The sequence below is a fragment of the Longimicrobium sp. genome (assembly GCA_036389795.1).
Classification (GTDB): domain Bacteria; phylum Gemmatimonadota; class Gemmatimonadetes; order Longimicrobiales; family Longimicrobiaceae; genus Longimicrobium.
The window spans coordinates 1-14579 of sequence record DASVWD010000015.1; the positions used below are offsets into that span (position 1 = coordinate 1).

The following is a 14579-nucleotide window of genomic DNA, read 5'->3' on the forward strand; positions in this document are numbered from 1 at the left end:
AACAGATTGGCATCACACAGAGGACACGGAGGACACGGAGAGAACTTCAATCTCTCCGCTGTTCCTCTGTGTTCTCTGTGCCCTCTGTGTGAGACCTTTTCAGGGCTGATACCCGAACGATTCCCTGCGAAATGGTATGAGTCCAATCTTTTCGGAACCAGAACAATGCTCGGCAAATTGGTTATGACACCCCTCTCTGGGCGAAAATGCACAATTGATTGCGAGATCTGGTATCAGGAGGATGTGGAGCGGTTGTGGGGCAGGGTGGCAGCAGTGCCACGGAGTCAGCGGAGTCGACGGAGAACGGCACCGCCCTCCGTCGACCGCGTTGACTCCGTGTGAGGATTTTTCCGTTTCCAGAGGTGCGGGACGGCGCCGCGGCGGCTAGGTTGTCGCCGATCCGAGCCTCGTCGTCCTCCCTCCTCCTCCCGAAGAGATGTCGAGCTACTGCGACGTGGCGCCCGGGCACCCGTGGCACGGGCCCTACCACGAGCACGAGTACGGCTTTCCGCTGCGCGGCGACGCGGAGCTGCTGGAGCGGCTGGCGCTGGAGATCAACCAGGCCGGCCTCTCCTGGCTCACCATCCTCAAGAAGCGCGAGGCCTTCCACCGCGCCTTCGACGGCTTCGACGTGGACCGCGTGGCGGAGTACGGCGAGGCCGACCGCGCCCGCCTCCTGGCCGACGCCGGGATCGTGCGCAACCGGCTGAAGGTGGACGCGGTGATCGAGAACGCCCGCCGCGTCCGCGAGCTGCGCGAGTCGCACGGGTCGTTCGCCGCCTGGCTGGACGCCCACCACCCGCGCGAAAAGGACGAGTGGGTGAAGCTGTTCAGGCGCACCTTCCGCTTCACCGGCGGCGAGATCGTGGGCGAGCTCCTGCTCTCCACCGGCTACCTCCCCGGCGCGCACCGCCCCGACTGCCCCGTCTACCCGCGCGTCTTGGCCGCCGCCCCGCCGTGGACGCGAGCGGCCCCGGCCGCCCGCTGACGGAGAGCCGGAGCGGAAGAGGAGAGGGCGCCGCCGGATTTTTCCGGCGGCGCCCCCTCACTTTCGCACTCTCGCACTCTCGCACCTGGCTCTACAGCCAGAACGGGATGTAGTGCGGCGGCCGGGGCCTGGGCTTCACCAGCGGGCCCATGTCGTCGGGGAGCGGCGGGCGCTCGACGGTGAGCACGTTCTCGCCGCGCGGCAGGCCGGCGGTGGGGAGGTACGCCACGATGCCGCGCACGCCCGTCGCCGGGTCGCGGGAGAAGCGGTACGAGGGCTGGAGCGGCCGGCCGTTCAGCGTCACCCGCTGCAGCGACGACCAGCAGCGCAGCACCGCGTCCATCGCCGCGTCGTCCGCCGCGCCCTCGTTCCCGCCCTTCTCGAACGGGCGCACCCACGGGCAGCGCCGCTCGATCACCCGGTCGAGCAGGAGGGTGTTGTAGGGGATGAAGAGCCGCACGTACGGCTCGCGGATGATGTCGGACTGGATCGAGGGCGAGTTGCGGTACAGCTCGCCCTCCTCGCGCTGGCTCTGGTAGTACGCGTTGCTCGCCCCGCGCCGCCCCGCGTCGTCGGGGAGGTAGGCGGCCCCGTCCAGCCCCATCACGTCCCCGAGCGTCCCCTTCACCAGCACCAGCGCCATCATCCCGAACGACACCCCGAGGAAGATCGTGTTGGCGCGCCGCTTCGGCAGGTTGCTGAAGAGCGTGCTCATCACGGTGCCGTACAGCCAGGTCAGGTTCAGCCAGTACGTGGCCACGATCCCCGCCCGCAGCACGCGCCAGGGCCGGCTCCCCGGCGCCAGGCGCTTCGCGACCGTGCGGTCCAGCGCCCAGAGCACCAGCGAGGGAACGAAGATCGCCAGCAGCAGCGCCATGAACACCGGCAGGTGGTGCGCGCCCCCGAACGCCGCGCGCGAGACGCCGAACGCGAGCACCCACAGCAGGCCCGTGAGCCCGATCCCGACCACCAGGATCATCACCAGGGTGAAGGTGAAGCCGAAGGTCAGGCTGGCGAAGCGGTCGGCGCGGTCGATGAGCGACTGCAGCGAGGAGGTGCGCTCGCGCATGACCTCGCGGGTGACCGGCCCGTAGCGGTCGGCGTCCCACTTCGCGCCGTGGGGGAAGACCGCCTCCACGCCGATGAGCCCCACCCAGTAGGCGCGCACCGTGAGCTGCAGCAGGAACGCGCCGATGAGGGTGTACGCGATCACCTTGCCGTAGGTGTAGAACAGGAAGAGCGCCTGGTGGGCCGAGATCGACAGCCGCGGCTCCAGCCCGTGGAACCAGCCGTCGAGCCGCCCCGGGAGCTGCAGCATGGCGAAGACCACGGCGCCCGCGATCAGCAGCTCCAGCTCCCAGGGACGCACCGCGGGCTCGTGCCGGGTCTGCCCCAGCGTGCCCGGCTCCGCGGCGGCGTCGCCGGGCGGCGCGTGCCGCGTCCGCGGCGGCTCGGCGGTGACGTCGCCCGGCGCGGGCGCGATGGCCGGCACGGGGATGGCGGCGGGGGCGTCGGCGTGCTGCGTCATGCGCTGGGGCCTGCGGCGGGGTGCGGCGCCGCGGAAGTGCCGGCGCCCGGGATCGGCTGGTTCGGGAGAAGCGGGAAATCTCAACCGAATCCGCTTGCGCCGCAAGGGGTTACCACGGCCGGGCCGCCCCCTCCCCCGCTCCGCCCCGGCTGCCCGTTCCTCGCGGCCGGAGGCGCGCTCCCCTCCCCCGCTGCGCGGGAGAGGGAAAACACCCCGGCGCTCCGCGCGGAGAAATCGAGCGGCGGAGCGAGATGGGTCGTGTGGTCGAAGCCTCGCGGAGTTCGCGAGGCTTTCCGTGGCTCCAGCGAGTGTCTTCAGGCACTCGCGAGTCGCGCCTTCGCCAGGGGAGGCTTCATTGGAGGACCGCGTTGCCCGCGGCCACGCCCTTCGGCCGCCACGCTCGTGAGCGCCCGCGGTACCCGGTGCCAGGCCGCCGTGGTCGACGGGCAGCGGCTCCTGCTGCTCCGCTGCGCCCCCCGGGACGAGGCGCCGTTCTGGGTGCTGCCCGGCGGCGGGCGGGAGGCCGGGGAGTCGGCGGAAGCGTGCGTGGCCCGCGAGGTCCGGGAGGAGGCGGGCATCGAGGTCGCGGTCGGCCCGCTGCTCTACGACGTGCCCGCCGACCCGCCCGACGGGACCTACACCCGCTGGCGCACGTACCTCTGCCGCGTCGCGCGCGGGGAGGCGGCGCCGGGAGGCGGGGAGGGCGGGGCCGAGATCACGGCGGTGCGCTGGCTCCCGCTCGACGAGCCGGCAGGCTGGGATCCGGCGCTGTGCGCCGACCCGTTCCTCCATCCGCAGCTCCTCCGGATCCGGGCCGCGCTCCGGGACTCGCACGCGCCGGACACCCCAGCGGCGGGCTGACGATACGCTGCAGCGGACGTGGCCCGTCACGCATCGCTCGTTGGCGCCCCACCGGCAGCGTCGGCCGGTCCCGCCCGCGCCGCGCCGGCCCCAAAATCGGCTGACGGAGAGCGAGCCGTCCATGCCTTCCGACGACAGGCTTGCGCGCCGGCCCCGCACCCCTGACCGTATGTATATCTCGAGAGTGACAGAGGCAGGCGGGTCGAAGCCGGATGAAGCAACATCCGGAATCGACCCGAGGCCGCTCGCCGTCCACCGCGGTGCCGGGAACGGCATATCTGCCGTCCAGACGGTCGGCACCCGTGTTGGCCAACGTGACGAAGGAGAACCCATGTCCGAAGCTGGCGCATCGACCCGAGCCGTGTCGACGTGTGGACGGGAACATTCCCCGCTCACCTCGCCGATGCTCGACGATCCTCGCCCGTTCTATGCGCGCGCGCGCCGCGAAGAGCCCGTCTTCTGGAGCGAATCGCTCGGGCTCTGGGTGGTGACCCGGTACGACGACGTCTGCGCCGTCGCGAAGAACGCGGCGAGGTTCTCGTCGGTCGATTCGATCACGCCGAAGCCCAGCGCCGTTCCTCCCCCGCCAGAGCTGCTCGCCGAGCTCGTCAAGGGCTTTCCGCTGCTGCCGAGCCTGGTGACCAGCGATCCGCCCGACCACACCCACGCGCGGGCCCTCGTCGTCAGGGCCCTCTCACTCCGCCGGCTGGCCGCGTTCGAGCCGATCCTCCGCGGGATCGCGGAGGGCCTCGTGGAGAAGTTCGCCGCCCGCGGCCGGGTGGAGCTCGTGGAGGCGTTCGCCATCGCCCTGCCGGGGAACTTCATCATCGACCTGCTCGGCCTGCCGAAGGAGGATCTCGCGCAGGTCAATCACTGGACGAACGACAGCACCGAGATCTTCGCCATGCAGAAGCCGCTCGCGCAGCTCGTCGAGCACGCGCGCGGCTTCGTCGCGTACCAGCACTACCTCGCCGCGGCGATCGAGGAGCGGCGCGCGAGGCCCCGGGACGACGCCCTCTCCGACATCGTCACCGGCGCGGACGCTCTCGAGCGGCCGTTCGGGATGCCGGAGCTCATCAACATGCTCCTCCAGGTGATCTTCGCGGGCTACGAGACGACGGCCGGCCTCATCGCTGCCGGCGCCCTGCAGCTCGCGCTCGATCCGGAGCTCTTCTCCGCGGCGCGGGAGGACCCGGCGGTCATCCCGCCGCTCATCGAGGAGGTGCTCCGCACGGCCTCGCCGATCCACGCCATGTACCGCACCGCGAACGAGGACGTGGAGCTCGGCGGCGTGCACATCAGGAAAGGCGACCGCCTGCAGATCGCGTACATCTCGGCCAACCACGACGAGCGCCGCTTCGAGGAGCCGCTCCGCTTCGACATCCACCGCGCCACGCCGCACCTCGCGTTCGGGCACGGGATCCACTACTGCATCGGCGCCCCGCTCGCGCGGCTCGAGGGCCGCATCGCGCTGGAGGTGCTGACGCAGCGCCTGCCGAGCCTGCGCCTGGTCCCGGACCAGAAGCTCTCCTACTTCCCCAGCGCCACCGCCCGGCGCCTCGAATCGCTGGAGCTCGAGTGGGCCGCTCCGTAGCTAGGCCACGGCGCCGTCGAGAGCAGGCCGGCAGCTCCGAAAACGAAGACGCCGACTCCCCCCAGCGCAGGGAGAGAGAACATGGAAACGCCGGGTTCGGCCGGGGGCCGGTCGGCATCTGAGCTGATCGACGGAAGAATCGCCGAGCTCGGAACTGGCGCGGGGAGGCCTTGGGCAGGATGCGCGCGCTCATCAAAGAGTTTGCAGAGCACCGTTCGGCATAAGCTTCTGAAAAAGCCTCACACAGAGGACACAGAGAACACAGAGAACTTCAACGGTGTCTTCAGTTCCTCCGTGTTCTCTGTGTCCTCTGTGTGATTCCAATCCGTTCGGAACCAGAACCATGCTCGGCAACCTGATATGATTCCGGCGGGCTCTCGCTGTCCGTCGCGCTGCCGGCCGCGCGCGCAGCCGGGCCGGAACGCGCGAGAGGCGCCGCAGGAGTCCGCGGCGCCTCTCGCGCGATCGTTTCTGGCGCGGCCCTAGCGCGACGGGGGAGCGTAGGGGGTCTGCAGGCTCAGGAAGTCTTCCTCGCCGTCGTCGCCCAGCCAGGGGAGGAGCTGCAGGTGGCGGCGGCGCAGGCGGTTGGCGGCCAGGCAGGCCTCTTCCTCGGTGGCGCCGAAGCCCTCCCACGCCCACCCCTGCCCGTCGGGCCCCACCTCCACCCACGGCGAGCCGGCCTCGTGCGCGCGGGGGGCGCGCCAGGGGTGGCCGAAGGGGTCCAGGTACGTGCCCAGCACGCGCCCGGTGCGGTCGATCACCACCCCGAACGCCCCGCCCCGGTTGCGGCGGCGCCGCTGCACGGCCGCGTGCAGGCGCGGCAGGGCGTCCAGCGCCACCACCACGGCCGAGAGGACGGCGATCACGATCACCAGGTCGAAGCTCAGCAGCTTCATCAACACGGCGTACTGCACCTCCGGTTGGGCGCGCCCGGGCCGTGGGCGCGCGCAATCAATACACCCCGGCGGAAACGCGTTCCGCGGTCGCTGCTACGCATGGGCGAGGCGCCGGGTTGCACCCGCAGGGAGCGGGCCGCCCATGCAAATGTTCCACTCCGGGGCGGTCCTCACAAGGATTTTGGGACGAACGGAGCCGTCGCGGGGGAGAGCACCGCCCTGCTCCCTCCCGCCGCCGCGGCTCCGGGGCCGAACCGGTCAGACGTGGTCGGCCGCGCCGGTGACGCCGGCCTGGCGGGCGCAGTGCGCGCAGCAGAAGAAGGTGTCCTTGGCCTCGATCCCGTGGCCGATCACCTTGCAGCCGCAGTGGGCGCAGACGGGCGCCAGCTTGTGGATGGCGCACTCGAAGCTGTCGAACACGTGCCGCTGCCCGGCCGTGATCACCTCGAACGACAGGTAGTAGTCGTTCCCGCAGACCTCGCACTTCGCCATCTCGCCCTCCTCGCGTCCCGGGGCCGTCCGAAGCCGTGGCGCGCGCGGCGGGTTTCGTGCCAGCCGCGGAGGGGACGGGGACAGCCGACAAAGACGGTCGGGCGAGAGTCGCGGTCCGTCGAAAACGCGGGCGCCCGCCGGGGAAGGACCGGCGGGCGCCCGCGCTTCGCACTCGCTACTGCACGGTGACAGTGCGCTCGACGGAGATCACCCGGTTCGCCGTCTCGCTGTAGCCGAAGAAGACCACGCGGCCGGTGCCCAGCCTGTCGAGCTGCACCTGGACCGAGCGGCGGCTGATCAGCAGCTCGGCCGTGCAGCTGTTGCGGTGCAGGACGATCTGGTACGGCCGCACGATGGCGAACGCCCCCTGCACCTCCACCCGGGTGTCGTCCTCTTCGATGCAGCCGCCGCCGTAGGTGGTGACCACCACGTTGAACGGCACCCCGCGCGTCGCCGTGGTGGGGACTACGACGTTCAGCGGGAGGCCGTCGCCCTCGATGGTGGCCGGGACGCGCTCCCGGTCGGAGCCGAACGGGAAGCCATCGCACCCCGCGGCCGCCAGCGCCAGGAGCACCGCGCCGCCGCCCACCGTCCTGCTCGCGAACGAAGCAATTCTCATTGCGTCCTCTCCTGGTTCCTGGTGGACGGGAACGCCCTGGTCTTCCTCCCCTCGAAGCGGACCGGGACGCGGAGCTCGTGAACGCCGGCTACTGCACGGTGACGGTCTTCTGGACGGTGACGACGTCGCCCTCCGGCTTGCGGACGCCGCGGACGGTGACCGTGGCCTGGCCGGGCGTGTCGAAGCGCACCCGGGCCGCGTGGCGGTAGAAGCGCAGGTCGTCGGTGCACGCGCCGTTGCGGGGGCGCAGCTCGACGTCGTACGGCGTGACCACGGCGGTCGAGCCCTGCACCTCCACCTCGGTGTCGCCCTCCAGGACGCAGCCACCGCCGTAGCTGGTGACCGTCACGTCGAACGCGACGCCGCGGGTGGCCACGTCGGGGATCTCCGCCTTCACCCCGTCGCCGTAGTGCGAGATCGTGGCGATGACGCGCTCCTCCTCATCCGCGAACAGCAGCGCGCTGCAACCGGCCCCGGCCAGCGCCAGGAGCACCGCGCACCCGCCCACCGCCGGTCGCGCGAACGAAGCGGCTCTCATTGCATCCTCCGTGTCGAATGCGTGTGTCGGGACTTCGGGGACCTCGCCCGCAGGCTGTCCCCTGTCCCCTGTCCCCTGTCCCCTGTCCCCTGTCCCCTGTCCCCTGTCCCCTGTCCCCTGTCCCCTGTCCCCTGTCCCCTGTTCCCTGTCCCCTGCGGTTCCCTCAGAAGCTCACGCCGACGGTGACCGGCACCGCCACCGCCGTTCCGCGGTCTTCCAGCAACCAGTGGCCGCGCATCTCCACGAACACCCGCCTGCCGAGCACGGGCGCGTCCAGCCCGGCCCCGGTGCTGAAGCCGGGCGAGGTGGCGGCGCTGCGGCTCACGAAGGTCTCGAACGGCGGGTTGTTCGCGCAGGAGACGAGCTCGCCGCCCTCGACGCAAATTCCCGTGGGGCCCTGGAACTCGTCGGTGCGCGTCCAGCGCCGGTACACGCCCAGGCCCAGCGGGGCCAGGTACGGGCGGACCGGGCCGACCGGCCGCAGGTTGATGCGGGCGTACACCCCGGCGGCGGCCACGCGGTCCAGGTCCGTGCGCCCGAGGCAGTAGAACGACTCGACGGTCTCGCACTCGAAGGGGTTGCCATCGCCGCGCGACTGCAGGTAGAGCGCCTCGGCGCGGAGCTGGGCCACGCTCCCCACCCGCGCGACGGGAAGGCTGACGGTGCCGTGGAAGCCGCTGGTCACCACCGCGTTCCCGGTGACGCCGGGGCCGCCGCCCACGGAGACGGACTGCGCGGCGAGCGCGGCCGGGACGAGGGTGAGGGCGAGGGCGATGAGGGTGGGCCGCATGCGATGCTTCCGGTCGATGGCTCCCGCGGGGAAGAAGAGGAGCTCGCGATCTGTCGGCACTGCGATCCAGGGCCCGGGCAGAGCCGGACACGGGGAGAACGCTTCCGCCGCGCGCTCTGTGACGGCGCCGCGGCGGAAAGGTCGGGCGGGGGAGGCGCACGGCGGCATGCTCGTGGAAGTCGGGGCGCCGCAGGAAGATAACGATCCCGGCCGGCTCGGCGGAGTCACCCGGCGTGGCGGAAGTCACCCGGCGCGGCGCAGCAGCACGGCGCTGGCGGCCAGGAGCAGACCGGCGGGGAGGGTGAGGAGCCAGAGGAGGAGGACGAGCGCGTCGCCGTCGACCAGGAGCGCCTCGGCGACGGCGGCCAGGGAGACGGCCGCGAGCGCCGCCGCCGTTCCCGTGCAGAGCGCCAGGACGGCGCGCCGGAGCCGCGCGCCGCCGCCGCGGAAGAGTGTCCACGCCGCCAGCAGGGCCGCCGCGGCGGCGAGCGCCAGGAGGAGGAAGAAGAAGAGGGCGACCCACGCGTCGGGCGAGGCGGCGCCCGCGTCGGCGGTCACGTCCGCGGCGTGGCGCAGCGCCATGGCGGCGACCCACAGGTAGGCGGCCCCCGCCAGCGCGTCGAGCGCGGCGACGGCGCCGCGCACCACCCAGGCTACGCGAGCACCCCCGCGCCGCGCAGGAAGGCGAGGCACTCCTCGACCTGCGGGAGCGTCGACACCTCCGGCACCACCAGCGGGGCGGCGGGGAGCTTCTCCACCGCGCGAAAGACGCGATCCCACTCGATGTTCCCCCGGCCCAGCGGCAGCTCGGCGTCGCGGTCGCCGTGGTTGTCGTTGAGGTGCAGGTAGACGGCGTCGCCGCCCAGCGCGTCGAGCCACGCCTCCGCGGGCGCGGGACTGAAGACGTGCGCGTGCCCCACGTCGAAGCACACTTTGAGCCGCGGGTGCGCGGCGGCGTCCAGGATGAGCCGGAGCGCCCCGGGATCGGGCTCCCACACGTTCTCCAGGCACACCGTCACGCCGGGGAAGCGCTCCAGCGCGCCGCGCCAGAACTCGCCCTGCAGGGCGGCCGAGCGCTCCAGGTAGCCGGGGTTGCGGATCAGGAAGTTGATCCCGGTGTGGAAGACCACGTGCGTGGCGCCCAGCCGCGCGGCGCTCGCCAGGCAGTCGTCGATCCGCGAGAACGAGGCCTCGGCGATGCGCCGGTCGCCGCTGTGGGGGGTGACGTCGACGAACGGCCCGTGCAGCGTGAGCCGCCCGCCGAAGTCCCCCAGCTCGGCCGCGTACGCCTCCACGTGCGCCCGCTCCCGCTCGGGGTCGTTGATGACGCCGGGGAAGGCGAGGGAGACCAGCTCCAGCCCGTACCCGCGCTCGCGCGCCAGCCGGTACCACGCCTCGCGCTCGGCGAACTCGGGCTGGATGCGGATCTGGGAGGGGGAGATCATCGGAAAAGAAGTGCGAAGTGCTCAGACCTCAGTGCCACGCACCCGGCCCGCGGCAGAACCGCAACTTTCGCACTTTCGCACTTTCGCACTTTCGCACTTCCGCACTCACGCACTTTCAGTTCGCGGGCACGCGGCGTATGCGGACGCCGCGGACGCTGCGGGGGCCGTTGGGCTGCGGGGTCTCGCCGGTCTGGGCGGTGGCGAAGACGTGGGTGATGCCGGGGTAGGGGAGGACGAAGCGGGCGGTCTGGCCGGGCCCCACGGTGCCCAGGTAGGTGCCCTCGGTGCTGGCGGCGGTGTTGAACTTCACCTCGACGGTGGTCGGCGAGTTGTTGGTCACCTCCACGGCCTCGCTGAACGCCTCGCCGCGCGGCTGCGTGGCGCGCGGGGAAGGCGGCGCGCACCCGCCGAGCAGCAGGGTGAAGGCGGCGAGGGCGAACAGGGCTCGTCTGGCGGTGCTCATGGCTGTCTCCGTTCCGGTCGGGGATCGCGCGCCGGCGGGGGCCGCCGCGCCGATGAGAGGCAATGTGCAGCAAACCAACGTTTGCCGCGAGGCTCCACGGACACCGGCGGCCCTCTCCCTGGCGCCTGAGGCGCCTGTCCCTCCCTCAAAAACCGCCTGGGGGAGGGACTCCGGCGCTTCGCGCGACGAAACCGAGCGCAGGGCGAAGTGGGGCGCGCAGTTGAAGCCTCGCGGAGTTTGCGAGGCTTTCTGCCGTTGTAGCTGCGGCTTTAGCCGCCTCTTCGACGCGGCGCACGCGACGATTTTGCGTGAGGGATGCGCGCCCGGAGGGCCGGGACGCCGCCGCCACAGGGGTATCGTGGCGGCGGTGGCCCGGCGCGGTTGGGCACAGTGGTATCGTGCCCTACCGCGCGCGCAGCCCGGCCCGGAGCGCAGCGGAGGGACACGCCCAAACCGAAGTGCGAAGTGCGAGGTGCGAAGTGCTGACGGCACAAGCGAAGGCGGGCGGCGCCTCGCGGCACCGCCCGCCCCCCACACCTCAGCCACCAAGCACTAAGGACTAAGGACTAAGCACTAAGGACTAGCACTTCGCACTTAGCACTTCGCACTTCGCACTCGTCAGTTGATCCCGATTTCCGCCGGCGGCGCCTGCTGCTCGGGCTGCTGCTGCGGGCGCTGCCGGATGCGCGGCTGCTGGCCGAAGTTGTAGCTGAACGTCAGGTACGCCGCCCGCGCGCCGAACTTGCGCCGGCTCTCCTGCTCGTGCAGCGCGTCGAAGGTGTGGAAGGTGAAGCCCATCTGGTCGAACGGGTCGCTGAGCCGCAGCGAGAGCGAGCCCTTGTCGTGCCAGAACTTCTGCCGCAGCGAGAAGTTGCTCATCGAGAAGCCCGAGACGCGGCCCTGCTCCACGTCCATCGGCCCCCGGTAGAACTGGAACCAGGTGAGCTCCGTCGTCGGCGTCACCTTGTAGGTGAGGCTCGCCCGCGCGTTCCAACTGAGCGCGTCGCTCCCCAGCCCGCTCGCCACGTTGCTCCCGTCGGTCACCACCCGGAACCCGCTCACGCTGGCGAACCCCGTGAGCCTGCCCAGCCGGAGCGAGCTGGTGAGGTCGGCGCCGTAGCTCTCGCTGGTGGCCACGTTCTGGAAGCTGGCCGTCGAGATCCCGCTCTCCGGGTCCACCGTCTTGATCCGCCGCACGGCGTCGGTGGTGTTGCGGTAGAAGGGCGACACCTGCAGCGACCCCCACGGGGTGGACTGCTGGTAGGTGAGCTCCATCGAGTGCGTGTACTCGGGGAGCAGCCGCGGGTTGCCCTGCACGCGGTTGAACTGGTCTTCCGCGAACGGGAACGGGTTCAGCAGCCGCGTGTCGGGGCGCTGCACGCGCCTGGAGTAGCTGGCCCGCAGCTGCCGCTGGTCGTCGAACTGGTACGTGGCCGCCGCGCTCGGGAAGAGGCTGGTGTAGTCGTTGTCGAACGCCTCGCCCGTGGTGGTCAGGTCGAAGTTCGTCGTCACCGCCTCGGCGCGCAGCCCCGCCTGCACGCTCAGCCGGCCGAAGCCGTTGGTGAGCAGCGCGTAGCCGGCGTGCACGTTCTCGTCGTACGTGAACGCGTTGTCGCCGTCGTCGTCGCCCTCGCCCACCAGCACGCGGTCGGTGAAGTCGTTGTCGATGCGGCGCAGGATCCCCTTGTAGCCGGTCTCCAGCTTGAGCGTGCCGGTGAGCGCGCGGGTGTAGTCGGCCTGGAACGAGAGCTCGCGGTTGCCGCCGTCCAGGTCGGTGGCGCGCACCTGGCTCGGGCTCTCGGCGCGGACTCCCGACGCGAACGGGAAGGTGCTGAAGCGGTTGCCGATGTCGTCGCTGCCGCGGTTGAAGCGCGCCTCGGCCGACAGCTCGTGCTTCTGCGGCTGGAAGGCGTGCCGGAACGAGAGCGAGGCGTCGGTGGTGAAGTGGTCCATCTCGAGCCCCGTCACCTGGTCGAAGCGGCTGGTGACGGCGCGGCCGGCGTCCAGCGCGGTGAAGCGGTTCAGGTTGTCGACGTCGCCGCCGCGCAGCGACAGCATGAGCGACGACGAGAGCGAGGTCTGGCGCCCCAGCTTGAGGTCGGCGCTGCCGTTGAAGGTGTGCGACCGGAAGCCGCCCTCGCCGGTGATGTCCTGGTTCAGGAAGCCGGTGGTGACGGCGTCCTGCAGGTTCTCTCTCCGGTTGAAGCCGCTGTTCTCGCGGTGGTCGCCGAAGAAGCCGTAGCTGCCGAACAGGGTGAGCGGGCCGCTCTGGTAGCCCAGGTTGCCGTTGGCGTTGTAGCGGCCGCCGGTGGCGGCGCCCAGCGTCACGCCGCCCGAGAGCCCCAGGTCGGCGTTCTGCTTCATGACGATGTTGATGATGCCGCCCATCCCCTCGGGGTCGTACTTGGCCGAGGGGTTGGGGATCACCTCCACGCGCTCCACCATCCCGGCGGGGAGCTGCTTGAGGAAGTTGGTGAGCCCGTCGCCGCGCAGCGGGGCCGGGCGGCCGTTGATCTGGATGGCCACGTTCTCGTTGCCGCGCAGGCTCACCTTGCCGTCGCCGTCCACCTCCACGCCGGGGACGTTCCGCAGCACGTCGGTGCTGTTGCCGCCGGCGGCGCCGGGGAGGTCGCGGGCGTTGTAGACGGTGCGGTCGACGGCGGTCTGCACCTGGGCACGCTCGGCGGTGGCCTGGATCCCCTCCAGCGCCACGGCGCCGGCCGCGAGCTTCACCTCGCCCACGTCGGTAACGGGGGTGGCCGGGGTCAGCGCCACGCGGGCCACGGTGCCCGTGGCGTAGCCGAGCTGGCTGACCTTGAGGTAGTAGGCGCCCGGGCGCAGCCCCTCCACGCGGAAGGTGCCGTCGGGGCGGCCCACCACGCCGGTGACCAGCGTGCTGTCGGCGGCGCTCCACACGGCGATGGCGGCCGCGGTGAGCGGCTGCCCGGTGGCGGCGTCCTTCACGGTGCCGCGCAGGGTGAGGCCGGCCTGCTGGGGCGCGGCGCCGGGGCCCGCCGGGCGGGCGCCCGCGGGGGGCCCGTTCTGGGCGTGGGCGGCCGTGGCTCCGGCCGCGATGGTCAGGGCGAGGAAGACTCCGCAGAACCGTCTCATAGGTGGGACTCTCGTCGTGGGAATCGAGGATTCAGGCTCCGCCCGCCGGCGTTTGCCAGGGCGGGAAGAAGACAGCCGGGCGCCGCGTCAGCTGCCGCGGTCGCCCGGCCGGGGTCCGGCAACGAAGACACGCGCCTGGGATGCCGCATCGGCGCGCGAGGGTTGCCCGAACGTTGGACGTCCCTGTACAACGCACCCGCCGCGAGGTTCCCCGCTGCGGGTAAAAATTTCGCAGCGAGCGCGGAAGAAGGCGATGGAGGAGGGACGAAACGGGGGGATGGTGGTGTGAGGTGGGGGCTGGCGAGCGCGAGTGGGCGAAGCGGAGCCCTCAGGCGAGGTTAGAACGCACTTCGTGACCGGCGTGGGATAACGAGAGCAGATGTAGACCGAATCTCAGTTGGTGAATTGATCAGCTAATCGGCTGCCTCCAATTCCTGTAGGGGCGCATCTTGAGCAGCTTGCTCCAGATGGGCCCTTACGGCCCGACCCACTCCAAGGGCCAGAAGTGGCGGAACGGCGTTTCCAACCTGCACGAATTGCCTACTCGGGGGACCTTCGAAAACAAAGCGGTCTGGGAATGACTGCAGGCGTGCAGCCTCGCGAACTGAAATCGCCCGCTGATCAACAGGGTGCACATAGCTCCCCCAGTGAGGGTCGCATTTAGTCAAGATCGTACAGCAGCGTCCGCGCTTGTGCAATCGACCGTACCGCTTCGTGTGATCCGACCGGCGGGCGCGTCTCATACCCGCAGGCAAGAGCTCAAAAGGGATATCGCGCCACGACCCGCCCGGCGGTACATGAGATATCCGAGCCAAGGTAGTGGCGTGCAGCAGCGGCGTCGCGTGATTGTGCAGGTACCGCTCGCGACCGCGTAGAATCCGTTGCAGTTCTGTACGGGGTGGGTGTACATACACCCGGCCTTCGACCGACCCGCCGTTCTCCAGAGGCGGCAAATCGCCAATCGCTCCCCACACTGTTATAGAGCGTTTATCACCGTACTTCTTGCCTGGACGCCGTTCCCAGTGATGCACAAATGGATTGCTCTTAGGATCGGGCTTTGGAAATGGCCCGTGAGTACCATCGGGGAAAAGAAGGTCTGACCAACCTAGCCGTGTAGCAATAAAAAAGACTCGGCGCCGCTCTTGAGGAATGCCAAAATCTTCTGCGTACAGGATTCTCGCTTGGCACTCGTAACCGAGTGCCGCGAGTGAATTATAGATTTCAGTAACTACCGCGCCGTTTCCGATCGTGAGA

The 14579-nt window shown here is 70.7% G+C and carries 13 protein-coding genes; 3 read left to right on the forward strand and 10 right to left on the reverse strand.

The features are described 5' to 3' along the window. The first annotated feature begins 436 nt into the window (after window positions 1–436). The gene (locus tag VF746_01645; protein ID HEX8691116.1) at window positions 437–988 is read left to right on the forward strand and encodes a DNA-3-methyladenine glycosylase I; all 552 of its coding nucleotides are present in this window, start codon (window positions 437–439) and stop codon (window positions 986–988) included. Window positions 989–1079: 91 nt separating this feature from the next. Here VF746_01645 and VF746_01650 read toward each other — a convergent pair whose 3' ends face one another. Then, complete coding sequence (locus VF746_01650; GenBank protein ID HEX8691117.1) at window positions 1080–2516, reverse strand: hypothetical protein; 1437 nt, start codon at window positions 2514–2516, stop codon at window positions 1080–1082. Between the two features lie 402 nt (window positions 2517–2918). Here VF746_01650 and VF746_01655 point away from each other — a divergent pair, with 402 nt between their 5' ends. Both VF746_01655 and VF746_01660 read left to right on the forward strand, forming a co-directional pair. Next, entirely contained in the window at window positions 2919–3377 is a 459-nt protein-coding gene (locus VF746_01655; protein ID HEX8691118.1) for an NUDIX hydrolase, read from the forward strand. A 403-nt stretch (window positions 3378–3780) separates the two neighbouring features. Further along, window positions 3781–4971: a cytochrome P450 gene (locus tag VF746_01660; GenBank protein ID HEX8691119.1), complete on the forward strand. Its 1191-nt coding sequence runs from the start codon at window positions 3781–3783 to the stop codon at window positions 4969–4971. A gap of 482 nt (window positions 4972–5453) precedes the next feature. Here the strand turns inward: VF746_01660 and VF746_01665 are convergent, their stop codons facing one another. From VF746_01665 to VF746_01705, 9 genes are all read right to left on the reverse strand, one after another. Next, on the reverse strand, window positions 5454–5867 hold the full coding sequence (locus tag VF746_01665) for a hypothetical protein (GenBank protein HEX8691120.1): 414 nt from the start codon (window positions 5865–5867) through the stop codon (window positions 5454–5456). A gap of 258 nt (window positions 5868–6125) precedes the next feature. Further along, window positions 6126–6359, reverse strand: a complete 234-nt coding sequence (locus VF746_01670) for a hypothetical protein (protein ID HEX8691121.1) — start codon at window positions 6357–6359, stop codon at window positions 6126–6128. Window positions 6360–6534: 175 nt separating this feature from the next. Beyond that, entirely contained in the window at window positions 6535–6978 is a 444-nt protein-coding gene (locus VF746_01675; GenBank protein HEX8691122.1) for a hypothetical protein, read from the reverse strand. 88 nt (window positions 6979–7066) lie between these two features. Further along, the gene (locus VF746_01680) at window positions 7067–7516 is read right to left on the reverse strand and encodes a hypothetical protein (GenBank protein ID HEX8691123.1); all 450 of its coding nucleotides are present in this window, start codon (window positions 7514–7516) and stop codon (window positions 7067–7069) included. 163 nt (window positions 7517–7679) lie between these two features. After that, window positions 7680–8306 carry a hypothetical protein gene (locus tag VF746_01685; GenBank protein ID HEX8691124.1) on the reverse strand — a complete coding sequence of 209 codons (627 nt, stop codon included), beginning with the start codon at window positions 8304–8306 and terminating at the stop codon, window positions 7680–7682. 243 nt (window positions 8307–8549) lie between these two features. Further along, the gene (locus VF746_01690; GenBank protein ID HEX8691125.1) at window positions 8550–8951 is read right to left on the reverse strand and encodes a hypothetical protein; all 402 of its coding nucleotides are present in this window, start codon (window positions 8949–8951) and stop codon (window positions 8550–8552) included. An 8-nt stretch (window positions 8952–8959) separates the two neighbouring features. Beyond that, the gene (locus VF746_01695; GenBank protein HEX8691126.1) at window positions 8960–9751 is read right to left on the reverse strand and encodes a sugar phosphate isomerase/epimerase family protein; all 792 of its coding nucleotides are present in this window, start codon (window positions 9749–9751) and stop codon (window positions 8960–8962) included. A gap of 115 nt (window positions 9752–9866) precedes the next feature. Beyond that, window positions 9867–10214 carry a hypothetical protein gene (locus VF746_01700; GenBank protein HEX8691127.1) on the reverse strand — a complete coding sequence of 116 codons (348 nt, stop codon included), beginning with the start codon at window positions 10212–10214 and terminating at the stop codon, window positions 9867–9869. Between the two features lie 618 nt (window positions 10215–10832). Then, the gene (locus tag VF746_01705) at window positions 10833–13325 is read right to left on the reverse strand and encodes a TonB-dependent receptor (GenBank protein ID HEX8691128.1); all 2493 of its coding nucleotides are present in this window, start codon (window positions 13323–13325) and stop codon (window positions 10833–10835) included. Window positions 13326–14579 lie beyond the last annotated feature (1254 nt).

What these genes read in the sequence shown, in the direction of transcription:
- VF746_01645 (HEX8691116.1), top strand. Translation starts at nt 437, where the DNA reads ATGTCGAGCTACTGCGACGTGGCGCCCGGGCACCCGTGGCACGGGCCC.
- VF746_01650 (HEX8691117.1), bottom strand. Translation starts at nt 2,516, where the DNA reads ATGACGCAGCACGCCGACGCCCCCGCCGCCATCCCCGTGCCGGCCATC.
- VF746_01660 (HEX8691119.1), top strand. Translation starts at nt 3,781, where the DNA reads ATGCTCGACGATCCTCGCCCGTTCTATGCGCGCGCGCGCCGCGAAGAG.
- VF746_01665 (HEX8691120.1), bottom strand. Translation starts at nt 5,867, where the DNA reads ATGAAGCTGCTGAGCTTCGACCTGGTGATCGTGATCGCCGTCCTCTCG.
- VF746_01670 (HEX8691121.1), bottom strand. Translation starts at nt 6,359, where the DNA reads ATGGCGAAGTGCGAGGTCTGCGGGAACGACTACTACCTGTCGTTCGAG.
- VF746_01675 (HEX8691122.1), bottom strand. Translation starts at nt 6,978, where the DNA reads ATGAGAATTGCTTCGTTCGCGAGCAGGACGGTGGGCGGCGGCGCGGTG.
- VF746_01680 (HEX8691123.1), bottom strand. Translation starts at nt 7,516, where the DNA reads ATGAGAGCCGCTTCGTTCGCGCGACCGGCGGTGGGCGGGTGCGCGGTG.
- VF746_01685 (HEX8691124.1), bottom strand. Translation starts at nt 8,306, where the DNA reads ATGCGGCCCACCCTCATCGCCCTCGCCCTCACCCTCGTCCCGGCCGCG.
- VF746_01695 (HEX8691126.1), bottom strand. Translation starts at nt 9,751, where the DNA reads ATGATCTCCCCCTCCCAGATCCGCATCCAGCCCGAGTTCGCCGAGCGC.
- VF746_01700 (HEX8691127.1), bottom strand. Translation starts at nt 10,214, where the DNA reads ATGAGCACCGCCAGACGAGCCCTGTTCGCCCTCGCCGCCTTCACCCTG.
- VF746_01705 (HEX8691128.1), bottom strand. Translation starts at nt 13,325, where the DNA reads ATGAGACGGTTCTGCGGAGTCTTCCTCGCCCTGACCATCGCGGCCGGA.